The sequence below is a fragment of the Bacillus sp. TH22 genome (assembly GCF_016651015.1).
GTDB classification, from domain to species: domain Bacteria; phylum Bacillota; class Bacilli; order Bacillales; family Bacillaceae_G; genus Bacillus_A; species Bacillus_A mycoides.
Genome location: NZ_JAEKER010000001.1, coordinates 742,378 through 767,468 on the forward strand (window position 1 = coordinate 742,378; position 25,091 = coordinate 767,468).

A 25,091-nucleotide genomic window follows, 5' to 3' on the forward strand; every position below is an offset into this window, starting at 1 on the left:
TTTATGAATGTGTACCATTTACTATTAATTTAAAGTTAGACACTTTTACTCATTAATAATACAACAGAATTTCTCAAATGTTTTATCTTTATATTCTGGAACCCTTGTTAAGTGATCAAAATAACTATATGAAAATTTAAATATGTGTCCAAAATCCCAATTAAATTCGCTGTAGTCTTTAAGCCAGAATGCATTATCTAGCGGAAGTGTATCAACTTTTTTTGCTTTTGTAAGAGGTAAACGATCTACAGGAGAATTCAATATTATTTGGGCATTCGGCATTAAATTGCGACTTTTTCTAAGTACATAAACTAGCTTTAATAGTGGTTTTATTCCTCGTTGAAATAATTCTATATGCCCTAAGTCATATAATATATTAATCGCATGTGAGAAGGTAAGCATATGACCAATTAAATCGTGATGTGATTCTGCCTTATATATAACGTTAAATTCAGATAATTCACTTAAAATAAAATCAGATAATTGCTTCGGGTTTTTAATTTCGCTTTGAATCTCCTCATTATTTATAATTAGTTGCTTTACTTCTTTAGTTGTAAAGCAAATCCAAGATCTACCGGGAATTGTTTTTTGAAACGATAATATAAGGTTTGCTATATTATTAATATCTTGCTCACTCCCCCAATGACTTAACTCCTTAATGGCTAGTAAACTTAAAGAAGCGTAAATTACATTATGACCAACCCAATGGAGTTCATCAATCGTTTGTTCCAAAGATTTAATTATCGTTTCTTCAGCACTTTGATAATCGACACCTTGTTTATTATCAATTGTTTCGCCTAACCTTTGCTTATGGAGCATCATTTTCGCTTGAGAATAAATGTTACAGGCAGTTTTTTCATCAATGTTATTGTTTTTCGTAAAAAAATAACTAGCAATGGCAGCTGCTCCGAAATGTGCATGCCAAATATCATTTGTTTCTTTTTTACATTGAGATATAATTGAAAGCCCATCTTTTAATACACTTATATTTTCCATCTCTCTTATCCCCTCTAAACCCTAATAAAAATGGTTTTTTAGCATCTACAAAGTCGGCAAAAAGCCAGGTGAAAACTCTTGAAAAGTTTCCTCCTTTACAGTTATAAATTAAAATTGTCCCTGTCGCTCAACAAGAATTAAATTTGCTTCTAATAATATTTTGAGATGATACTTATTCATCCCTAATGCAGTCTCAATCTTCCATAATTGTGTTTGTTTTGATTATGAAATAAATAACGAACAATCTCTCGTTTTACTCCTTGTTTATCTGAATTATTTGGTTTGATAGTCATGGAACTATCTTATTTTTTTGTCAAATCTCTCATTTTCTTAAACATACAAAGTGAAAATCAAATGTGTATGCATTTATAGATAGTTGTTTTATTATACACGCGAATCTTTATGTAATTGATACTTTACTTAGTATGTATCCTTAAGCTACTTCCTTAGCTTAACGAAGGTGTTAATACAAATAAGATGTGATTCATTTCATTACTCTTATTCAAAAATCTATGTTTCACGTTCGGTGGAATACGCACAACATCTCCTTCTTCTAAAAAATATTCATTCCCTTCCAATTCCACATACACTTCCCCTTTCATTACAACTGCAATTTCTTCCTTATCTTCGTGGGAATAGTGACTTTCTGTTGTATTTGCATATCCGTTTAAATCCATCATTAACATTTCAATGCGAGCTTTCATAAAATCTGGTGTTAACACATCATAAACAATATGATCATTATTTTCTCGATATACTTTTTTCCGATCTTTCTTCTTAGAAATAAGTGAGTCTGTATCAATATCATTAATAAAAAGAGTAAACAGCGGTACATTTAATGCTTTCGCTATTAATTCCAATACATTTAAAGAAGGATTGGCATGTCCTCTTTCAATTTGACTAATAAGTGAAGTACTGATTCCTGCATAATCAGCAAATTCACGAATTGTCATATTATTTTTCTTACGATAACTTAAAACAGTTTGACCTAGCCGATAATGAATCATTGTTACAACTTCCTTTCGTCCATCATAATACATCTTTTGTCCCTTTTGTGCTGACATACTAAACAGTGGCAATTAATCCTTCCTTATTTCATCTTAGGCTTATATACTAACTTTTGTACATTATATTATATACAGTTCATTATAATAAACAACCAATCGGAGGGACAAACTTTGAAATCACCTATTCTTTCATATTTCATCTTATTTTTTGGCGTGTTCGCCTTATCTACTTCAGCTATCTTCGTAAAAATAGCCGATGCCCCTGCAGCAATCACTGCTTTTTATCGATTATTGTTTGCTACGGTAATTCTTTTACCGTTTCTAATATTTAATACAAACAATCGAAGCGAACTTCGCTCATTATCAAAAAAGCAATGGGGATTTGGACTCTTATCTGGATTATTTCTAGCAGCTCATTATGTACTATGGTTTGAATCATTACAGTATACTTCCATAGCAAGTTCTACAGTTATCGTAACGTTGCAACCTTTATTTTCAATGGTCGGTGGTTATTTTTTATTTAAGGAACGGTTTACGAAAGGTGCGATTATAGGCTGCCTTATTGCAATTTCAGGAAGTATCGTGATTGGGTGGCAAGATTTTCAAATTAGTGGCGAGGCTTTATACGGCGATATTTTAGCTTTTATTGCTGCTGGCGTCATAACAGCTTACTTTTTCATTAGTCAATATGTTCGTAAAGACCTATCCCTAATACCGTACTCGGTAATTAGTTATGGCAGTAGTTCACTCTTTCTCGGTATATTTGCTTACACACAGCAGTCATCTTTCTTCAATTACACTGCACAAACATGGTGGTCCTTTATAGGTCTTGCATTCATTGCAACGATTTTAGGACAAACAATTTTTAATTGGTTATTAAAATGGATGAGCGCTACTGTTATCTCGATGAGTATTTTAGGAGAGACAATTGGAACTTGTATTTTAGCCTATTTCATTTTAGATGAAACAATTTCTTTACAGCAAGGACTAGGAATTCTACTTATTTTCATTGGATTAGCAATATTTTTATTACAACCGAAACAATCAAATCACAATTTATAAAGTGAAACTTTAATCAGTGGGGGTTTTGTTCATCCCCCGCTGATTATTAGCCTTCACCAATCGGGCGTTTACGGGCAGCCCGACTCCCACATAACTTCTTTGCTCCAGCCAAATTTTGAGGTGGGAGTTTTACTGCCCACAAATAGCGGGATAAACAAGAAAAGCATGACATTAGTTTGCCATGTTTTTCTTGTTTATTTATTATTGCGGAGATTGTTCCACTTGCTTTTGCTTTAGCCTTTGCTCCAATACATGAATCATGAAGAGGAAATGCTCTGCCTCTCTTGTAACATGATCAGCAAGCAATGGATTTATGACATTTCGGATTTGACATGTTTGAATTAACTCTAATCCTGCTTTTTTGAAATCCCTTAACTCAACAGTGGCATTTTCACTATCTTTATTCATTTTTCCTATAATCGGATATGTCGGTTCTTTTTGATATAACATCGATTCAACATCTCTAGCTTGGTTAAGCAAAATTTCGAAATCATCACCGAATTTCAACGCTGTATGAACAAGATTTCTTTCCGATTGATCCAGTAATGATCCAATAAAACGTGAGTGTTCCATCATAATTCGTAACCAGAAAACATTCTCGCTAATAATCGCATCTTGAATAGGATCCATCTTGCCTTCATTAAACTTTTGAAGTGTCCGCATAAAATATTCCGCTTCTCGTGCAACATGATCCACTAAAAGTGGAAAATTAAACCCTTTCACTTTACAATTGATGATTAAAATTAGTAAGTTTCTTTTATAATTACGAAAAGCATACACTAACTGAATGCTCTCTTCATTTAATTGCCTTACCGTTTGAACAGTTTGTGGAATAGTAAATGCTTTTTGCAGCTGTCTATCAAACTGATTATAAAACTGTTCTACTTGCTGAATTAAATTTTTATCGTTACGATTAAACCCCTCACCAAGAAACAAAGCATGCTCTTTCATAATACGTAACCAAAATCTATTTTCAGTTATAGATCGTTCAATAAATAATTGTTCTGTTAATGATTCAGATGGAGCTGCTTTCAATTCCGGTGGCAACAGCATAGCTCGCTGTGGGTCCATAATAAAATGTCCAGGAATAGGTTGGTCTGTCGACATTACAATCACTCCTTGTTCCTTGAATGCTCAATTATACTATGTATGAAAATAAATAAAATTTAAATATACTTATGCAATCGTTTTTTCAAGGTTTTTGAAATTTCCACATATGCATTCCCCTTGCACATAGAAATAGATTCTATTAAGTCATATGCTTTCCGGATTGAGATGATTCCTAATGCTTCATCCTTTAAAACATCCTTTAAATAAAAATTGTTCTTTATTTTTAATAAACTGAAAAAAGCATGGCGTCCTTTTGCCATACTTTTTTCAAAACAAATCGATATTTCTGTTCAATTTACACCCCTATTGTTATGTTAAAACAAAGTTGTACATTAAAATGGCTGTATAACCTACTGATTAATGATCCTTTTAAATGACATTAAAACATGGTTGTACATTAACAACTTTAATTCCAAATTAAAATTTGTTTTCTTCTTAAAAGAAAGTTGCGCAATACAAATTTCCGAACTATTCGTTTATAAATAAAAAGCAATGTACCATACATTTATATTAGATGTGTAGTACATTGCTTTTTTTCACATTTCCAAAAATAATTATATATTTCTGTATCTTTTCATTAAGATTGATTGGTTGTGCTCCTTTATCAACCGTTTTATATATTCTTTTATATCCCCTTCTCCTTTTCTTACTGCTACTTTTACACTCGCTGCATCATTTACTTCAGATAAACTAACTACTACATCTTTGAACCTATGTTCAAGTATATATCGAACCCTTCTTTTTTGAAAATCTTGTAAAGATTCTTCAATTGTCGCAATATAATCTTTCAACAGTGGATGATTCTTTTTTTTCGAACACTTTTTATATACTCCTAATATCTTCGTAACAGCTGAGTACGTTTTTCTAATTAACTTACCTCTAACCTTTTCATATTCTTCCCAATCATTAACTATTTTTTGGGCATTTTCTATATGTACTAAATCTTCTTTATAGTAACTTTCTTTACTTTTTTTCATTGAATTTTTACCCAAAACTTTGGACGGTAAATGGCTTTCTAGCCATATTCTCTCATATTTACTCAACCAAGCATACGCTGCTCGATTTTAATGAGCCAATTCTACTCTTGTATAGGTTGGATAGTTACATCTTAATTGTATCCATTTTTCTTTATAATCCAGTGTTCTCTTTTCTCGCGAAATCTGTAAAGTTTCTTTACTGTCTAGTTTTTTTATTATTTTTTTACGATCCCTTAATATTTTTCGTATAGTAGGTGGTGTAAGTCCTGTTTTCATTGCGATTTCTTTCTGAGTACATCCACTTGATAAAAGCTTATTAAATTCCCTCTCCCATACATTTCCTTTTTCAACAATTCTATTGCTCCAATAAAGGATATTTAGGGGATCTTGTTCCCTTTCTCTAAGTCTATATATGAAACCACAATTACATGTGAAATCTCCTTGTACTTCTCGATTTAATCCATGAACACTAATTTCCACCTTTTTAACGTTTTTTTGCAAATAATGATTAGCTAAAGGATTCATGCATATCCATGGTCCCTTTCCAAAAGGTTCATATATAAATTCATTTTCCAAAAAGTTTTTTACAGAACCACACAAACAACGCATAATCAATATATGTCTAATTGGATGACAAAATCGGATACTACCTTGACCAAAAATATCATTTACCCATGATGATCTTTCATTTATTTGAAATGAAGATTCCAGCATACATAATAGATTTTGCGAATAATGATCTTGAAGTAATTCACTTAAGCGTTGAGTTCTTTTTAACATAGGATATCCGATACCTTTAATCTTCAGGAGTGTCTCATACTTCTCAACATAATAATCTTTCTCAAAAGACGAGAAATTTTCACTTAACAAATACTTTACATCTTCTGCAATCCCTATTAATTCATCCATAAGTTTATTTTCAAAAAAGATTCATTATCTATCCTATCCCTTAGTTTAGGATAGATAAATTTATATGTATACAAGTGTGTGATGTTAGTTGGATGCTTAATTAGAGGTATTTGATGTTTTATACAAACAAAAACTCCTGGAACCTGATGTACTCTATTCCAATAAGCTTCACCATAAAGCTCATATTGTTCCTTTATACATGCTGAACAACAGTATAAATGCTCTTTGGATTTTATATTCCCTTTTTTAAACTGAATTGATTATGATAAACTTTTGAACCTATTCCTTCATTTAATTGCTCGTACCACTCTTCTGTTTTAAATGGTCTAATCAGTGGTATCAGTGAATGCCTTTCTATAAAATATTTTATAGTATACATATCTGAAAACACTTGTAGATTATCCACTAAAGGTTTCAATACACCAACGGATTGGATTCCTAAAAAAAACTACTTTTATCAAATAACTTCTCAAGAGTTTTCCTTTTAGATAAATCTGGACTTCGCATATGATATCTTGAAACTATACTATAAAACAATTCATCTTCATACGGAACAGGAAAATGCTCAAGCAATTAACATCACCTTAATTCTTTATAATTAAATTCTTTTAAAGGATTCTTAATATATCCCTCATTATTTAGGATTTCATATGCAGATTGTTTTTTCTGCTTACCGCCATCAATGAAACCCTTTAATATATTTTTATCCTTCACTATTTCTTTTCTTTTTTTATTTTCTTTCTCTTTCATATACTGCAAAGCATCTTTCATCAACTCATTAATATTAGCGTTAGGTGATTTATTTATTACATATTTTATTGCTATTTCTGCATCTTTTTCATTAATATCTAAGTTTATAAGAGCAAAAATTAACTTCTCTACTTTAGTTGGTTCTTTTTTCAAACGCTCTTGTGCCATTTTTTCTTTTTTATCTTGGAGCCTAGCTCTCATATCGATTACTGGTAGTTTATTTAGAATATAGTCTTGCATATCTAACGATACTATATCTTCATACCCCGCTATCTCAGTTTCACAACCCGATTTAAGAGCTTTAAGCATTGGTTGAACAAGCCTTAAATCTTCCTTACCAACTTTTCTAATTAGCCCTGATGAAATTTTTTCTATCCCCGTTTCAATCGCTCGCCCCTGCGCTAGTAAAAATAGCTTTATAGCGATATCAGTAATCCCCTGGCTCTCTTCGTAAATAACATCCAATAAACCTTGATCAAGTTCTACATATTGCTTTGTCCACTGATAATCCCACATACTTGTAATTAAAACTTCCCAATCTTCCTTATTGCTCATTTGTTGCCAAACCATATCTCCTTGTCCACTACCACGACGTGCTTGCCTAAAATCTTTTTGTAAAAGGCTTCTAGCTCTCATAGTCCCAATTATCATTACCGGTATACCAATTTCATTAATAAGGGTAACGAAAAAATTCATCATTTTCTCTGACGCATCCCCAGTAGCCGCCAACAGATGTTGAATTTCATCTATGATTAATGCACCAACACAATGTAATCTAGAAATTTGTCCCATTCTAGTTACCATTGAGCTTATAGAATTAGAGGACTTACCATAACTTTCAAGGTAGTTTGTCCCAATTAATTTATCTATCTTTTCAAAGAAGCTTTGACATAATGATTTTAACGATCCATCATGCGGACAATTTAATTTTAACCAAACAATTTGAAGCGTATTGAGGGGGTATCTATGCATAATTAGTTGAGGATATAATGAAAGGATTCGTTCTATAGCTGTTGAGTTTCCAATACCTGAGAAACCCATTAAGGTAAAACTAGATGCAGTAGTACGTATATCTGCTGACAAATTTAAATTATTTCTTTCTACTAATTGATTATGTAATTCATTTAGCACTTGAATATGTTGTTTTTGGAGAGGGTTCCGGTTCACATATCCATATCGTAAAAATCTTGAAAAACGTCTTTCTAAGTCTAATGTTTGAGCAATTGGTTGAAAAAAACGAGTTAAACGTAATAATGCATGAAATCGATGATGATCTGATAAATTTCTTTCTTTTTCATGATAATTAGGTAAAAAACTAAGTTGATTAAAAGCCTCTTCATATGACAATATACTAGGTAAAGCTTCTATTAAAGGATTCCCCTGATAATCAACTAATTCCTGTGACTGATATTGTGCTATTAAAGCGTATGTCCCATTATCTAACTTAACTTCCCTTAGAGCATCACTCATTTTTACGCCCCCTTCTTTTATTAAATAATTCTTTAACTGAGCGGCGCTTGAATTCATTTTCTTGTTGATCGTCTAAATAAATTCCTTCTGTTAAAGTTTTTTCCTCATTTTTATCTATTTTAAACACTTCATCAGTTCTTCGTACATTCCTCTCCAATTTAGTATGATGACTAATATCTTTAATTTTCTTTACTTTCGTTACATTCTTTGTTTGTTTTTCACTTGTTTCTTTAATCGCTTCTTTAACAATAGATTGAATATTATCAAAAAAGTTAATTTCACTTTGTAATAAACTATGTTCTCTCTCTTTATAATCTTTATTTTCTATAGCGTTTAACTGTTTAACTTCTTCTAAAGTTTTATTTTGATATCGTTCTTGATGCTTTAACAGATAACATTTCTCAAAAATCTCTTCATTCCCTGTATGAATATAAATATGATTCATATTGCGTGGATCATATGAGAAATCTACTTTCCAACTTTTCTTTGTTCTTGCTGTAGAAAACCATGATTGCTGAATTGCTGTATCACAGCTATACAACATTTTTTTAAATCTGATTCCTTTTGCAGTTACCGTAGCACACCCCCTAGGCATTAAGTAAAATTTCATAATATCAGGATGGACGACTCTTAATTTCCCCGCACGATTTTTTACGCCCCATTTCCATAATTCAATCGGTGTGGGTTTTACGTTATCAACTATCATATCTTTATCACGTATGTAATTCTTCATATAGAAATTTTTATTGTAATGCAAAATAAAATTGATAATAATTTTTGTATATTGTTCTATATCCAGTTTCGCCCCTAAACGTGGGTCTTTTGTGCCCCTTTTCCCCCAATCTTTTGAAACATACCCAGGTAAAAATGGCCGTATTTTTTCTTGAGATGTATCAAATAGTTTTTCAACAATTCCTTTCCAATCTGGGCGAAAAGATGGATTGTTTTCAATAGTAATATTAAGTCCTTCTATCAAATGATTTACATTATATCCTTCTAATTCTCCTCGATCACCTAAGATGATTTCTGGTAAATGTGCCGCTGGCCAACAATCATCTGTAATAGATATATTATAATTCGCACAAAAATCCTTCTTATTGACAGTAGAATTCAAAAGTGCCATCATCATTCCAATCCATGAAGGTCCTTCTAACCCAACATAAAAACCAGTAATCAAATGCGTAAAGACATCTGTTACGTAGTAAATCGTCGGTCGCTTCAATACCCAGTCAGCATTGTAGCGAGAAACTAAATATACATTAGCAATAGTTGCATCAATTTGATACCTAGATCCTGGTCCAAAAACCTCAAAAGAAGAAGAACCCAAAACAGCCCTATAATCTCTTTCAAATTTCTTTCTTCCATACTTAGCAATTGTAACTTCTTGTATGCGATATTCTTTATTAAACCAATAATAAAACTGTCCCAAAGTAGGTATATTTCCCTCATCCAAAATCTTAATATATTTGGTATTATTTTGATAATATACACTCGACTGAAAGTTATCCCTAATCATCATTTTATAAGCATATGCTAGTGTATTTTCCTGATTTGAAAAATAATAAGACTGTACAGCCCTCTTAAATATTTCTTTTATTTCAGATGTAACATTAACTCCCGTGCTGTTTGTAATTCTAGGTCTACCAGTTTTGTTTCCGTTCCAGTTCTTTTGTTCTCCCTTATTCCCACAATTTTTATAATCCGGAAGTAAACTATCTTTGACTTTCCCTCTTTGCCAATACCTTTTTAAATATTTATAAATAGTCTTATTCGTACAGCCAAATTTTTCTGTTGCTTGCGAAATGAGCTTGCCTCTCCCATTTTTTTGAAGATATTAGGTTCTTTACTTACTAAATCTTGTATAACCCCCCATGCTTTATCCCTAATTAATTTATCTTTTTCTTTTAATTCTTCATGATTTACAATTGGAAATAGTTCGTTTGTACTTAATTTTATGTACTGTCCATTTGCAAAACCTTCATGAAGATTTCTAACTGTATCTACAAAAGGCATAGCTTTTTCATCATAAACATCAATTAAATATGTAATAACATTACCTTCATCTATCCAGAGCAATCTGTATACCTTTGAATCATCAATTGACTTAAATGTTTCATTAACTGATAATAGAATCACAATTTTCATCACCTCTTTTACTAAAAACTACATCATTTACACTTAAACTTCGTACATTTAATTTTTGAGAACTGATATCTACAAAAAACAACTTCCTAGCTAACAAATGTTTAAAATATTTAATTGACGAACCTTGTTCCAAATTGTACTGTTCCTCAAACTCGTTGCATATTTCCATAAGATTCTTATCGATATTTTGAAACCTCATTAAGTAACTAAAGAAGACTTTTACAAACGTTTCATCTTCAATTTCATCAAGATAATAAGACTTATGAATCCATGAAATATTCTGGGTTATAATGATAGGAATATCCTTTTCTGTTACAATCCCCCAATTAACCCCTTTTCTTTCCCAATATTCTCTTTCTATCTCAAACTTCTCAATTATCCTTTCATTTTCTAATTCACTACTAGGCTTGATAGTTCTAGCTAGATATTTTATGCCATTTCCCTCTCTAACTGTAAGGAAAAAATCTGTTGTTAGTACAATTAACGTTTCATTTTTTGTACAAATAGGATGACAAATTCCTTTTTCCTTAGCAATTTTATATGTAATTTCCCGATTTAACGGAAATTGTTCACGAATATCGATAATTTCTTCTATCCATTCCATTATAAAAAAATAATTTCGCTCTAAATCAGACAATAACTCATGTCTTCTATTTGTTTTCCATCCTTTCAAACGAGAACTATTCCCTATTGAAGAAACATTTTGAATTGTTAACCAGGGTTTATAGTTATTTAATTCCCCTTGTCCTCTACCTTCTTTTATATATTTCTCTATTTTCTTTTCTGTCCAATCATTTTTACGCTTTGCCATTTTTCATCCCCTCTAAAAAAAATTTTATCATTCCCAGTATTGGATATTTTTATGCGTATAATACATATCCTCGTTTATAAAAAAACGGATATTTTTATAAAAATATCCGTTTTCAGACTGTGGAGAAACTCTTCTCCACAGCCTGAAGGGAACTTTCTATATATAGAAAGTTCCCTTCTAGTCTATACAATTCATTAGATTTGTTTCATTATTCATTATTCATTATTTATTATTTATTTCTTATAGTTTGTTTTTGAAAGCACGTGCAGAATTTCATCCACTGCTTTTTTATATCCCCCTGCCATTTGGAAAGAGTCCCTAATTTTACAACTATTTTCTTTGAATTCTTTTCTATATAGTACTGCTTCTGTCTCTTCCCGTAATATTTCTGGGGTTAAGCTCGTTTTGTCTAAATGAACACCCGCTCCTAATTCAGTTACTCTTTTAGCAACTAAGGGTTGATCTCCTGAAATAGGTATTACAACTAATGGTACCCCATAATATAGTGCTTCACTCGAACTATTCATTCCTCCATGTGTAATGAATACATCTGTATGCTTTAATACTTCTAATTGTGGAACATATTTATATAGAATAAAATTCGGAGGAACATTTTTAAATTGCTCTATATCTGTTTTTTTACCAACTGCCAATACAATTGTTGCAGGTATGTCTTTAAAGGCTTCAAAACATTTTTCATATAAAGTTTGTTGTTGATTGAGTATAGTTCCCATAGAGATGAAAATCACTTTTTTATCTTTTAAATCTTCTATAGGAAAATCTCCCACATCATGACGCGGTGTGATAGAAGGTCCGACAAATATAAAAGAATCACCAAATTCATTTGCATACGGTTGGTACTCTTTCGAAGTATATACAATAGTAATATCTCCTGGATTACTTAAAATGTCACGTAAGCTATCGTACATGACTCCGTATTGTTCTTTCCATTTGTTAATAATGTCTATACAATTTTTATTTAAAGGAGATTTTCCGCCTGAATGTTCTGAATTACCTATTTTGAATAACGAAATAGAATCATTAAAAGCAAATGTTGTACATGAAGAAATCTTTGGTAATTGTAAAGCAGATGCTATAATATATCCCACCGCAAAATGATGATCATAAATTACATAATCAAATTGTTCACCTTCGATTTCGGATAAAATATCTTTTATTATTCTATCCATGGCAGAAATCATGTTAAATAACATATCTAACTGATTAGCTTTTTGTTTAACATCCTTATTAATATCTGTTCTTGGGAGAAAGTTTTCATATGTTCGAAATTCGGCACCTGTCTTTTCAATTTTATCTCTATAATCTTCAATACAATAATAGACAACTTGTTCGCCTCGTTGTATCAACTCACTTACAATTCCAATTGTCGGATTCACATGACCTTCTCCGGGGAAATTAATAAAAAGTACTTTTGACATAATAAACACTCCTCATTTATATAACATCATTTATAATTAGCTTAATTAAATATTAAAGTGAAATTATTATTTTTTAGGAATAGAATTACTTACGCAAAGAATAGTAGCGGAAAATTATTAAATATATGATAAGTGAATCGTTTAGGGATTTATGGTAATGGATATATTTTTTATAATTACCGTGGAGAAATATCTTTATATATTAGTTACAAGCGATTGATAGCCGCCTAAATCAATTTAAATAGTAAGCGGCATATATTGTGATATTTTTAACACTAGTGTATATCTCGTTTTTTAAATCGTCCTCCACGTACTTCTGTAATATCTGCTACGGCTAAGAAAGCAGCTGGATCTAGTTCTTCAATTAAAGATTTTAATTTAGCCTCTTCAAGTCGGTTAATAATGCAAAAAATAACCTTTTTGTTATCCCCCGTATAAGCACCTTCGCCGTGAAGATATGTGACCCCACGACCTAATTGTGAATTAATTGCTTCACCAAGTTCTTCCTGCTGTTCACTGATGATCCATACAGATTTCGATTGTTCAAAACCATTAACTACGGTATCAATTGCCTTCGATGCAATGACATAAGCTAAAATGGAATACATTGCGCGATCCCAACTGAATACGAATCCTGCGGCTCCTAAAATAAAAACATTAAAAAACATAACAATTTCCCCTACAGAAAAAGGAATTTTTTTATTAATTAGAATTGCCAGGATTTCTGTACCATCTAATGCCCCGCCATATCTAATGACTAGACCAACCCCAACACCAAGTGCCATGCCTCCAAAAATAGTAGCAAGAAGAATATCATCTGTAAATGCAGGAATTGAGTGAAAAAGTGTAGTTAAAATTGATAAAGTTAAAATACCAAAAACAGTAGAAAACGCGAAGGTTTTTCCAATTTGTTTATGGCCCATAAAAACAAAAGGAAGGTTTAATATAAATAGGAAGATACCTAAATTTAATCCGGTGAGGTGAGAAAGCATAATCGAGATTCCGGTAATGCCTCCATCAATAACTTGATTAGGAATTAAGAAAATTTCGAGTCCTGTGGCCATTAATAGCGCTCCAATGATTATAGCTATAGCCCGCTTAATAATTTGAAACATAGGCAATCGTTGATGTTGTAGTTTTCTTTGTGCAGTTTCAGCCAAACGCATGCATCTCCCTCAAAAATTTTTTATTTCTATACTTAAAGATTCTTTTCCTTGCCTGGGTTCCATATCATTGTTTAACAATTTAAACCTTTTACTTTTTTATGGATATCTTTCATTTTTTCATCCAGAGATTTTACCGTTTCCGCTGCCTCTTTAAGTTCTTTTTCAAGGTAGCAAGGGATTTCTTTATCATACTTATAATAAATTTTATGTTCTAGGCTAGCCCAAAAATCCATTGCTAAGGTACGAAGCTGAATTTCAACATAAACCTTCTCTACACTTTTGGATAGTGTCACAGGAATCTGAACAATTACATGTAAACTTTGATATCCATTTGGTTTTGGGTTTGTAATATAATCTTTCACTTGTACAATCTCAATATCATTCCGGTTAGATAATTGCGAATAGATATCATAGATATCACTTACAAAAGGACAAATAATTCTCATCCCAGCAATATCATACAAATGTTCTTTCGTATTTAACAGGGAAGGAGCAATTTTCTTTCTATCAAGTTTTGATTGAATACTTTCTAAAGATTTGAGTCTGGTCTTAATATGTTCAATTTGATTGTGATTATTTAAATATTTTGCTTCCTCAGCTATAATAGTGATTTTTGTTTTCATTTCGTCTAAAGCAAACTTATAAGGTAATAAAAACTGACCCCATTTTTGCATATCTTCCATTTGGAATTCCCTCATTTCTTTGACTTCTAAAACTTTCATTTATTTGCCCCTTTATAAAGCCCCTTTTTAAGCAAAGAAAGTTCTAAAGCATAATTTTTCACAGACTCATCGAAAGGGATTTCCTTTGCAAAATTTTGAATAAGATTTTGAAATGTCACCGCCATGATAATCTTCATGATATGGAATATTTCTCGTTCTTCTATAATGTTCAATTTTTCTGTATTTATCAAAATCATGATTTCTGATAATCGACTCTTATAGTTTTCCTCGTTCACATTTCGGGTCAATGTATTTTCAACTTTATGATTCATATTCAAAAAGGCATTTCTAAAAAAATTTCTATTTTCTAGGTTTTGAAATTTCGTTAGCATATATTGGTATAACTCAATGTATGCGTCAAATAAATCCCCATCCTTTTCTTTTAATATCGAAATGAATTTTTCATTGTCTCTTTTGGAATATTCATCTAATAAAAAGAAGAAAACATCTTCTTTACCCTCAAAGTATTGATAAAAGCTCCCTCTCGGTATTCCGAAGCATCTTTGATGATATTGGAAATCGATGCTTCGAATAATGGAACTCTTGAAAATTCTTTCATTGCTGCCTGAATTAATGCTTCTTTTTTTCACTTGCTAAATTAAAAAATGTTTGTTTAGGCATTTTTTCCTCCGATCGAATGAATGACAATGTGTCATTCCCATTTATAAATATGGATCTTTTTCATTATTAATATTCTATAAAGCGAAAGAGTTCATTTAAGTCCTGTTAATGGAGACTCTTCATTATCCTAAGGTTAACACAAATTATATTTGTGTTAACCTTAGATACAAAAGACTATTCTATTCGAACCTAAGTGATTCCATTGGATCCAGCTTTGCAGCTTTGGACGCTGGCATAATTCCTGCTATTACACTTACAACTATACTTACCGCTATACCCAGTAACATATTTTGAGCTGTTAGATTGATAAGCTCTGCACCAAAGCTATTTGATAAAAGGGTATTCCCAATCAAACTAATTACACTGGCACCTGTCACAGCTATTAAACCACTAAATAAACCAAGCAACGCGGATTCTGAGAAGAAAATTCGTTTTATGTCTTTCTTTCTCGCTCCTACAGCGCGCAATATTCCTATTTCTTTTGTTCTTTCAACTACACTGATATATAAAACGACTAAAATCATAATACCTGAAACAATTAGAGAGATTCCCGAAATTCCTGCTAAGAGTGCAGTAGCCATATCTAAATAGGATGTAACTTGTTTAAGCATTTCAGCCATTTGGGAACTTTCAAATCCATAGTTGCCTAATTCAGTTTTAATTTCTTCTACCTGTTCTTGTTTTTCAGCAAAAGCATTGATTTGAGTAGGGCTTAAAGTCAATCCTTGCTTTGCATATGTTTTTTCTAACGTTTCATATTGTACATACGCCATAGTTGTTCCTTGTGGTCCCATACTTTCAGCTTTATATATACCGGATACTTTTAATTTATTTTCGATAGTAACTGGTTTGTTGCCCTGTCCTATTTCGTTCACATAGACACTTATTTCTTTGCCAATTAATGACTTGTAGTCTTCCCCATTGCTTAATGATTTTGCTAGTGCTGGTGTTAAAAGAACTTCATTTTCGCTAGGAAGACTCCCTTTTTCTAAATTTTCTTTTTTTATAGAATCGGTCATTGTTGAAAATTTCATAATATCTGAACGCTTATCTCCATATAATGCACTACTTTTCATGTCAAAAGATGATACGTTTTCGATACTCTTAACATGCTCGATATTTTTAATTTTTTCAATATCTTCTTCCTTTAAAGGATCTTTTGCCGCTAGCATGGACATGGAATTGTCAGCCTTATCTTCTTTTCCTTTTGTAATTTCAACCATTAAAGGGTTCATGCTGGAGTTGATTTCATCATTGATATACTTTGTAACACCGCTACCTAAAGACAACATCAAAATAACACTTAATATACCGATGGAACCACCTAAAGCAACTAGTATGTTTCTTTTTGCATTCAATTTCATATTTTTTAACGCAAGTTTGAGTGAAGAAGTTAGACTTAGACTTTTGGATTTCGCTTGTTTAGTCTTTTTGTTAGATGGATAACTCTCCTTCAGGTTTATATCTTCGATAATTCTACCGTCATCGATTTTCACAATCCTACTACCAGAATCGGCAACCTTTTGAGAGTGAGTTACAGTAATTACGAGCCTTCCTTTCTTTGCAATATTATCTAATAGTTCTAGTATTTGTTGACTTGTTTCTTTGTCCAAAGCTCCTGTTGGCTCATCAGCCAAGAGGATGTCTGGTTCGTTTGCTAATGCACGTGCGATTGCTACACGTTGTTTTTGCCCTCCAGAAAGTTGATTTGGCTTTTTCATCATATGTTCTTTTAAGCCAACTTCAGCTAAAAGTTCTTTTGCTCTTTCGTTTCGTTCTTTTTCGCTTTTACTTGCCATCTGCATCGCAATCGTTACGTTCTCTAACACGCTCAAGTGAGGAATTAAATTAAAACTTTGGAAAACAAATCCAATTTTACTTTTTCGATAATCATCAATTTCATATTCCTTCATGGTCTTTAGGTTCTTTCCTTCTACAAGAACCTCTCCCTTAAAGTCAGAATCCATACCGCCAATGATATTCATTAATGTTGATTTTCCACATCCTGATTCACCAAGTATAGACACGAACTCCCCCTTATTAAAGGTTAAATTTATATCATGGAGAATTGTTGACTTTTCTTTTTTATATATGGTGTATGATTTATTAATATTTTTAACTTCTAATAAATTCATTTATGCTCCTCCTAATAAAGTTGATTTTTTTATGATTTAGAAAAACTCTTATTGTTCCGCTTGAGATATTCTTCTAATAAAATGAGGGAAATATCTGTAATCAAAATACTGATAAATCAACAAAGTCTTGTTTAAGAATACTATTACGCTCCAATCCAACCAACATATGACAATGTGTCACAACTGGGTATAAATCAATACTACATGACAACGTGTCATACGTCAAAGGAAAAATATGACACGTTGTCATATTGGTTTAACCAAAACTTATTAGGAAGTGAATCGACTTTTGGACTTCTAGATGCATGGAGATGATATCCATCCGCAAAATGTGCCACCTGACACTTTGAAGATTTAATGTATAAAAAAAAGTAAGCTCCATTTTTAATTTAATGGAGCTTTACATATTTGCTAATTTTTTTGACCTTTGGCACAACTGAATAGTATGCCAAACATAAGATATTTAAATTACATGAGCAATAATCTCAAAACTCGTCTTTGTTCAACCAACCCCATCCAGTAAATTAATTTTATAGTCTGGAAAGAGTCTATATCTATTTCTAGCCCTACCTACTAAACCTTCATACTTCATTCACCAGCTTTTAGCCTCAAGGATCCTGAGAAAGAAGTTAGTAATCAATACTTAAGAGACTGATTCAAATTGACTATTATACAGATCCGCATAGAATCCACCTTTCGCTAGTAACTCCTCATGGTTTCCTGTTTCTAAAATGTCTCCCTCTTTCATAACTAAGATCAAGTCAGCATTTTTTATCGTCGAAAGACGGTGTGCAATGACAAAGGATGTTTTCCCAACTGTTAAACGATCCATTGCTTTTTGAATTAATAATTCCGTACGTGTATCAACTGAGCTCGTAGCCTCATCTAGAATTAATAATGGGGCATTTTCAATCATCGCACGGGCAATCGTAATTAATTGTTTTTGTCCAGCTGATAAATTCGCTTTATCATTTAATAAGGTATCATAACCTTTAGATAAGTTTTTAATCGTATTATGCAGCCCAACTGCTTTGCATGTTGCTATGATTTCTTCATCTGAAACATTTTCCTTGGAATAGACAATATTGTCGCGAATCGTCCCTTCGAATAGCCATGTTTCCTGAAGTACCATACAGAATAGATCATGCACATATTCACGAGTTAATTGATTTATAGGAACACCATCAATAGTAATTTCTCCACTGTTGAGTTCATAGAATCGCATTAATAAATTGACTAATGTCGTTTTTCCAGCGCCCGTTGGACCTACGATAGCTACTTTTTGTCCTGCATTCACTTTAGCAGAGAAGTCTTTTATGATTAGACGATCTTTATCATAGCCAAATTTAACATGATTAAATTCCACATCCCCTTTGACATTGTCTAATCTCATTGTTTTTTCACTTTCATCTGACAATTCTTCTTCTGCTAAAAATTCAAATACACGTTCACTTGCTGCTGCTGTAGATTGCAGATTCGTTGCAGCTTGTGCTAATTGTGATAAAGGCTGTGTGAACAAACGAATATAGACCATAAAGGCAACGATTGTTCCAATTGTAATTACACCATTTGTCACAAGTAATGCACCAACAATACAAACTGCTACATACCCAAAGTTCCCGATAAATTGCATGATAGGCATCATAATCCCAGACATAAACTGTGATTTCCAAGCATTATCAAAAAGACGATCATTGATTGTATGGAATAATTCTTTTGCTTCCTTTTCGCCGTTATATGCTTTTACGATATGGTGACCTGCATACATTTCTTCAATATGTCCATTAATTTTCCCAAGTTCAGCCTGCTGCTGTACGAAGTATTTTTGAGAACGCTTCATAATCAATGTCATTAGAATAAATCCAATTAAGGTTGCAACAATTCCTGTTATAGCCATAATCCAGTTTGTATAGAACATCATTATCAATGCGCCGACAAAAGTTGCGATTGCCGTTACTAATTGTCCTAGGCTGTTATTTAGCGTTTGGCCAATTGTATCAACATCATTTGTTACACGACTTAATATATTTCCATAACTCGTTTTATCAAAGTAACTTAAAGGGATTCGATTCATTTTTTGCGATAATTCTGTACGCATTTTTTTTGTGATTTTTTGTGTTACCGTTGCCATTATAAACCCTTGTATATAATTAAATACCAAACCTAATCCGTAGAGAACCACTAAAATGATTCCAATATTTTTGATTGCACCTAAATCAATGTCACCCCTAATCCCTTCTTGGATAATGTCGGTCATTTCACTTAATTTTTCTGGGCCATATACATTAAATGCAGAACCCACAAAAGCTAATATTAAGGCGAAAATAACAATGGGTACATAAGACTTACAGTAGGAAATCAGCTGTTGAATCGTTTTTTTGAAATTGTTTACTTTTTGTCCTTGGGCCCTGCCACCCATTGGACTATGCCCTCCGCCCATCTGTCTCTCATTTTTTGAGTTTTTTTCATGATCTCCAATGGTATAATCATTTTTGGCCATCAGTCAATTCCTCCTTCGAAAGCTGAGAATATGCAATCTCTTGATACGTCTCGCAGTTATCCATTAATTGTTCATGTGTTCCATTCCCAACTACTTCTCCCTCTTCAAGGACAATAATGCGGTCTGCATCTTTAATTGTTCCGATGCGCTGTGCAACAATTAAGGTAGTGGCATCCTTCGTTTCTTTTCTTAAAGCAGAACGTAGAACCCTGTCTGTTTTGTAGTCTAATGCCGAAAACGAGTCATCGAATATATATATTTCAGGTTTTCGATAAATTGCACGAGCAATGGATATACGCTGTTTTTGTCCCCCAGATACGTTTGTACCACCTTGTGATATCTGCCCTTCATATTGTCCTTCAAGTTTTTCCACGAATTCTTTCCCTTGTGCAATTTCCAATGCTTCTTTGACAGCATTTAGTGACGAATCCATATGTCCAGATTCTCCATAGGAAACGTTCGAAGTTACAGTACCACTGAATAACACAGACGATTGTGAAACATAACCAATTTTATCGTGTAGAGTTTCTTGTCTGTAATTCTTTACATTTATGCCATCAACCAATACTTCCCCTTCAGAAACATCATTGAAACGAGGAATTAAATTTACCAAACTTGTTTTTCCACTCCCCGTGGATCCAATAAAAGCTACCGTTTCTCCTTTTTTTGCAGTAAAGCTAATATTACGAAGAATATGGTTCTCTGAATCTGGATATTTAAAGCTAACATTGCGGAACTTAATCTCTCCCACAATACCTGGTCTTCCTTCTGTAACTGTACCCTCTTTAATTTTCGCTTCTGTTTCAAGTACTTCCATAATACGTTTTGCTGATACCGTAGCACGAGGTAACATAATAAAAATCATACTTACCATCATAAACGCCATTACAACTTGCATGGCATACGCTGAGAAAACAACTATATCCGAGAAAACTGTAATTCGATTTATCATCTGTGCTTCGTTAATCAAATAAGCACCAATCCAATAAATTGCAACACTTAAACCAGACATAATCGCAGTCATTCCTGGTCCAATAATTGCCATTAAACGATTGGTAAAAAGATTTGTTTTTGTTAATTCCATATTAGCTTTTTCAAATTTATTTTCTTCATAGCCCTTAGCGTTATAGGCACGTACGACGCGCATCCCTGTTAAGTTCTCACGAGTTACACGGTTTAAATTATCAGTAAGAGTTTGGATGATTTTGAACTTTGGTATTGCAAATAGAATAATCACAGCTAACATCATGCATAAAACGACAACTGCTATACCTGTCGCTGTTGTCAATTGCCAGCTCTTTCCTGAAATTTTCATGATTGCCCAAACAGCTAGAATTGGTGCTTTTACAATTATCTGTAATCCCATTGCCACAATAAATTGAATTTGCGTAACATCATTAGTTGAACGAGTAATCAAGCTTGCTATCGAAAAACGATTAATTTCTTCCAACGAAAAAGATAAAGTTTTATCAAAAACTAATCCGCGTAGACGCTTTGATAATCCCGCTGCAACCTTAGCAGCAAAGTATCCTACGATAACGGCAGTAACCATACTTCCTACTGCACAGAGTAGCATATATGCTCCAGGTCCAATAATTTGAGAAAAGTTCGTACCTTCCATTTGGATTAATGTCGTGATTTCAGCCATATAGTCCGGTAGCTTTAAATCCAGCCAAACCTGTACCGTAATGAATGCTATACTTAATAGAACAAGTATCCATTCATTCCTTTTCAAATATTTAAATATTTTCAACATATCAATTCCCCTTTTATCTTACAGTGTAAGATATATAATAAATTTTTATGCAGTCCAGTGTTGAACTGCAAATTTAATAATACTCATGAAAACTGCCTATTTTTCAAAATCTATAAGGTGTTTTATATATGATTATGAGAACAAACGTTTTGAAAGCTCTACAAACTTCTGCGCGTCTTCTTTCCCAAGCTTTTGCAGTCTCATTTCCATTTTCTTAATTCCTTGCTCGTGTTTCTCTAAGATGATTTGTTTACCAGCCTCCATAATATATACATTGACTCTACGCTTATCCGTAGAATCCGTACGGCGCTCAATTAAATTCTTTTTTTCAAGACCTTTAAGAGCGGTAGCAATTCGGCCAGTACTTACAAATAAAGCCTCACTTAATTGTCCAGAGGTTACTCCATCCTTTTTAAACGTTAAATACACCAAAATCCCCATTTCGCCACGAGAAAATTCTTGCGGATCAAGTGGTCCCATCGATCTATTTTGTGCTTTTACCATAAATTCAAAAAACTCTGCTGCCAACTTTTTATAAAACATTGAGTCCCCCCCCCTTTTTTTATTATCTTATAGTGTAAGATAATATCCTTTTATATTTAGATTGTCAAATAATTTTTTAATCCCTATATCAAACTTTTTAATACATAATCGGAAGTAGACAGCAATTTCTCTCACTTTATTTTTAGTGCCTTAAGATAAGCTAAATTGTTATAAGAACTGTGTAAAGATAAATTTTTTCTTTTTAGGGTACCTTAAAATTTCCTGTATTTAATCGTTGCGTGTGGTGTGTAAGGAATAGCTTGTTAAATGTTATTTTTAAAGATAGGTTATTGGGTATGTATGTTAACCCCTAAACATAAAAATTTGAAGCATAAGTTTGCCGCAAATAAAAAGAACCATAACCTTGCCAAGGTGGCAAATTTATGGTTCAAATCACAGAAAGGCGTTTATAAAGTGTGTACCATTAACTCCCCCTCCCATCTTACCATTCCATCCTTCCTCTCCTAAATCTTGTTCTTCATTCCCTGTCAATTTTGATGCTCTCTCAACTTTTTTCCCATATGTATATACAGATCTGACTATAAATTTACCTGAAGGTTCATGAATAGAGGCCCTTATTCCATGAAGGTTAATCTCTTCTTCAGTCAATTCTGAAAATGTAGCATGGAAAGTTATTGGGGTAGAAGTATCATGCCTATAATATAAATTTTTATCCAGTTTTAAGTTACTTGACCCAAAGGTACATAAAGCTTCTAAAACTGTACTTTTACTGCAATTATTTGGTCCTATAATAATCTACATTTTTTCAATATCCAAACTTAATTCCTTTATACCTTTAAAATTCCTAATCATTAGTTTAGTTAATTTCATTATTTTTCCCTCCTCTATTATTAATATATTATCATTTTCTCTTATAAAAAATTTTAATTTTATAAATTTTCTTTCTTTTTTAAATGATGATTGGATGTGTAAATATTTTAATACTCTGAGCATAATAAAAAGCATGACCATTATATATCATGCTTTTTTTACTTTAATGTATTATTTTCTCTTAATTTTACAATAAGTATATAGTTATAAATCTTACACTCCTCATTTAATCAATCAAAAATGTATCTTTCAATGTACCACTTTCTTTTAAAATGTATAACTTTGTTTTAAATTGTACTACTTTCTTTTAATTTCACACCTATTTATTATGTACAATCAAACCATTTGGTCTAAAACGACTCATCATGATTTCGTTAACAAAATTCCCATGAGCCTTCAAATTCCCAACCTTTACACCCTCTTCGATAAATCCAAATTTTTCATATAATACTTTGGCTCTAGGATTCGTTTCTAATACACCAAGTTCCACTCGTTCTAACATTAGCCAATTATCAGCTAAATCAAGCATTTTTGTAAGAAGTGCTTTTCCAATTCCTTTATTGTGATACTCACTATCTACTCCGATGAATAAATCACCCGAGTGAGATCTTCGCCCTGGACTTTGGGTTAAACCGACAAATCCAACAACTTCTCCATCATATTCTGCTACAAATTCAAATTGATTCTGTGCTAAATTTCGAATTCTATTCTCCATTGCATCTACACGCATACTAGGTAAGAAAACCATATAAGGTAAAACATCATCTTGTATGCATATACGATGAATTGCTCTAGCATCTTGTGTTTCTACTGCTCTAACGTTAATCTCCATCTTTTTCCCCTCCATTCAAATATTCATATTCTAATATCCCATATTAAAATCCTGCCAACCCTTATTTCTTTGTGTTATTTTTATATAATTATTTCGATATAATATTTGCTTTTTGAACATCATCTCTTATATTCCCTCTCGTTCAAAATGAAAAAATCACTTAGAATATGCTAAGTGATTTTTTATTTAATTTTTCACCCTATTATACAACTCAAGCAGTTCTTCTGCTGAAATACCATTTATTTTCATACCGGTAATATCACAATTTTCTATTTCAATATTTTTCAGATTACTACTACGTATTGTAGTACTTTCCAAATCACATCTATCAAATGAAATAGGATCTTTATCCTCTCCAAGGCTTGTATCTCTAAATTGAACTCCACCTAAAGTCACAAAATTAAATTTACTGCCAGAAATATTTAACTCTGCATATGAGGAATTTCTAAAATTAATATTTCTAAAGGTTGATTGACTTACATTACTGCTAACATATGAACTATTTTTTAAATTTACTTGATAATACTCTGTATTTGCCAAATTACAGTTTTCGTATTGACCATTTTTCATATCTTTATTTTTAACTAAGTTTTCTTCGCTTAAAGCTATCTTTATTTTTTTCACATAACAATACTCATCTTCCGTTTCAAAAATTGTTTCATAGCCCATTTTTTTATAAAAATGATGATTATTAATCTGTCTACTAGACGTCTCAAGATCCCAAATTCTTACGCTTGGAAACTCTTCTTCTATAAAATCAATAACCTGTGCTCCAATTCCTATTCCTTGATGTTTAGGATCTACAAATATACGATCAATTCTACCGTAAGACTTACCAGAAATCGTAACTATAATTCCCCCGATAATTTCTTTATTCACTATCACTTTGAAAGATTCCAGTTCTTCAATCGAATATTTCATCATTTCAACTGATGAATATCCTGGTGGTTGAATGTTATAATCAATTACACCATCTTGATCATACAACCATTGTTTTGCTTCTTCATCGAATGTTCTTTTCATTATTTCTGTCAACTTTTCAGCATCTAAAATTGTAGCTTTTTCAATAGATATTATCGTCATTTTGTTTTCCCCTTAAATGTTACAAACCAATAACTTATATGTACAACAAAGCTATTAATTCACTTTTGTTTTTAATACTTTTCCCATTATTACATAAGGAACATCATCTTTACTTGGATGAAACGGTTCCAATACATTTACCCAATCTAATTTTCCATTCATCACTCCTATTTTTAGCGATTATATTTACTAGCATTTATAAAAAAATTACAAAATAAAGAATATC

Annotated in this window: 18 protein-coding genes and 3 pseudogenes; 1 reads left to right on the forward strand and 20 read right to left on the reverse strand. The window is 32.2% G+C overall.

Going from position 1 to position 25,091, the window contains the following annotated elements; all coding sequences use genetic code 11:
* Positions 1–45 precede the first annotated feature (45 nt).
* Positions 46–996, reverse strand: coding sequence for a hypothetical protein (locus JFU18_RS03785; RefSeq protein ID WP_201033757.1), 951 nt, complete (start codon positions 994–996; stop codon positions 46–48).
* A 446-nt stretch (positions 997–1,442) separates the two neighbouring features.
* Entirely contained in the window at positions 1,443–2,060 is a 618-nt protein-coding gene (locus JFU18_RS03790; RefSeq protein ID WP_201033320.1) for an XRE family transcriptional regulator, read from the reverse strand.
* Between the two features lie 114 nt (positions 2,061–2,174).
* On the opposite strand from JFU18_RS03790, the gene JFU18_RS03795 reads away from it, so the two are divergent.
* Positions 2,175–3,065, forward strand: a complete 891-nt coding sequence (locus JFU18_RS03795; protein ID WP_098634986.1) for a DMT family transporter — start codon at positions 2,175–2,177, stop codon at positions 3,063–3,065.
* A 201-nt stretch (positions 3,066–3,266) separates the two neighbouring features.
* Here the strand turns inward: JFU18_RS03795 and JFU18_RS03800 are convergent, their stop codons facing one another.
* The 18 genes and pseudogenes from JFU18_RS03800 to JFU18_RS03875 form a co-directional block, all read right to left on the reverse strand.
* Complete coding sequence (locus JFU18_RS03800; protein WP_201033756.1) at positions 3,267–4,172, reverse strand: DUF2935 domain-containing protein; 906 nt, start codon at positions 4,170–4,172, stop codon at positions 3,267–3,269.
* A 557-nt stretch (positions 4,173–4,729) separates the two neighbouring features.
* Complete coding sequence (locus JFU18_RS29760; protein ID WP_242488449.1) at positions 4,730–5,152, reverse strand: hypothetical protein; 423 nt, start codon at positions 5,150–5,152, stop codon at positions 4,730–4,732.
* Positions 5,153–5,239: 87 nt separating this feature from the next.
* Positions 5,240–6,061, reverse strand: coding sequence for a TnsD family Tn7-like transposition protein (locus JFU18_RS29765; protein WP_242486442.1), 822 nt, complete (start codon positions 6,059–6,061; stop codon positions 5,240–5,242).
* Positions 6,049–6,318 (reverse strand): TniQ family protein, encoded by a 270-nt coding sequence (locus JFU18_RS29770; RefSeq protein ID WP_307838512.1) that lies wholly within the window; start codon positions 6,316–6,318, stop codon positions 6,049–6,051. The genes JFU18_RS29765 and JFU18_RS29770 overlap by 13 nt, the downstream gene beginning before the upstream one ends.
* A gap of 322 nt (positions 6,319–6,640) precedes the next feature.
* Positions 6,641–8,281, reverse strand: coding sequence for an ATP-binding protein (locus tag JFU18_RS03810; protein WP_201050258.1), 1,641 nt, complete (start codon positions 8,279–8,281; stop codon positions 6,641–6,643).
* Positions 8,274–10,426: pseudogene (locus JFU18_RS03815) on the reverse strand (Mu transposase C-terminal domain-containing protein). The gene JFU18_RS03810 and the pseudogene JFU18_RS03815 overlap by 8 nt, the downstream one beginning before the upstream one ends.
* Entirely contained in the window at positions 10,398–11,237 is an 840-nt protein-coding gene (locus JFU18_RS03820) for a TnsA endonuclease N-terminal domain-containing protein (protein WP_201033755.1), read from the reverse strand. Before JFU18_RS03820 ends, JFU18_RS03815 begins: the two are co-directional and overlap by 29 nt.
* Positions 11,238–11,470: 233 nt before the next feature.
* Positions 11,471–12,676 carry a macrolide family glycosyltransferase gene (locus tag JFU18_RS03825; RefSeq protein ID WP_201033190.1) on the reverse strand — a complete coding sequence of 402 codons (1,206 nt, stop codon included), beginning with the start codon at positions 12,674–12,676 and terminating at the stop codon, positions 11,471–11,473.
* A gap of 275 nt (positions 12,677–12,951) precedes the next feature.
* On the reverse strand, positions 12,952–13,791 hold the full coding sequence (locus JFU18_RS03830) for a YitT family protein (RefSeq protein ID WP_374101396.1): 840 nt from the start codon (positions 13,789–13,791) through the stop codon (positions 12,952–12,954).
* A 122-nt stretch (positions 13,792–13,913) separates the two neighbouring features.
* Positions 13,914–14,525 carry a GTP pyrophosphokinase gene (locus JFU18_RS03835; protein ID WP_201033319.1) on the reverse strand — a complete coding sequence of 204 codons (612 nt, stop codon included), beginning with the start codon at positions 14,523–14,525 and terminating at the stop codon, positions 13,914–13,916.
* A 35-nt stretch (positions 14,526–14,560) separates the two neighbouring features.
* A pseudogene (locus JFU18_RS03840) lies at positions 14,561–15,185 on the reverse strand (TetR/AcrR family transcriptional regulator).
* Positions 15,186–15,364: 179 nt separating this feature from the next.
* On the reverse strand, positions 15,365–17,320 hold the full coding sequence (locus JFU18_RS03845; RefSeq protein WP_201050261.1) for an ABC transporter ATP-binding protein/permease: 1,956 nt from the start codon (positions 17,318–17,320) through the stop codon (positions 15,365–15,367).
* A 643-nt stretch (positions 17,321–17,963) separates the two neighbouring features.
* Positions 17,964–19,820, reverse strand: coding sequence for an ABC transporter ATP-binding protein (locus JFU18_RS03850; protein WP_201033753.1), 1,857 nt, complete (start codon positions 19,818–19,820; stop codon positions 17,964–17,966).
* Complete coding sequence (locus JFU18_RS03855) at positions 19,807–21,576, reverse strand: ABC transporter ATP-binding protein (protein ID WP_201033752.1); 1,770 nt, start codon at positions 21,574–21,576, stop codon at positions 19,807–19,809. Before JFU18_RS03855 ends, JFU18_RS03850 begins: the two co-directional genes overlap by 14 nt.
* Positions 21,577–21,708: 132 nt before the next feature.
* The gene (locus tag JFU18_RS03860) at positions 21,709–22,119 is read right to left on the reverse strand and encodes a MarR family winged helix-turn-helix transcriptional regulator (protein WP_201033183.1); all 411 of its coding nucleotides are present in this window, start codon (positions 22,117–22,119) and stop codon (positions 21,709–21,711) included.
* A gap of 1,150 nt (positions 22,120–23,269) precedes the next feature.
* Positions 23,270–23,782: a GNAT family N-acetyltransferase gene (locus tag JFU18_RS03865; protein ID WP_060751767.1), complete on the reverse strand. Its 513-nt coding sequence runs from the start codon at positions 23,780–23,782 to the stop codon at positions 23,270–23,272.
* A 186-nt stretch (positions 23,783–23,968) separates the two neighbouring features.
* Complete coding sequence (locus JFU18_RS03870; protein WP_201033178.1) at positions 23,969–24,865, reverse strand: GNAT family N-acetyltransferase; 897 nt, start codon at positions 24,863–24,865, stop codon at positions 23,969–23,971.
* Between the two features lie 54 nt (positions 24,866–24,919).
* Positions 24,920–25,018 (reverse strand): annotated as a pseudogene (locus tag JFU18_RS03875) (GNAT family N-acetyltransferase); the annotation flags it as partial.
* Positions 25,019–25,091: the final 73 nt, after the last annotated feature.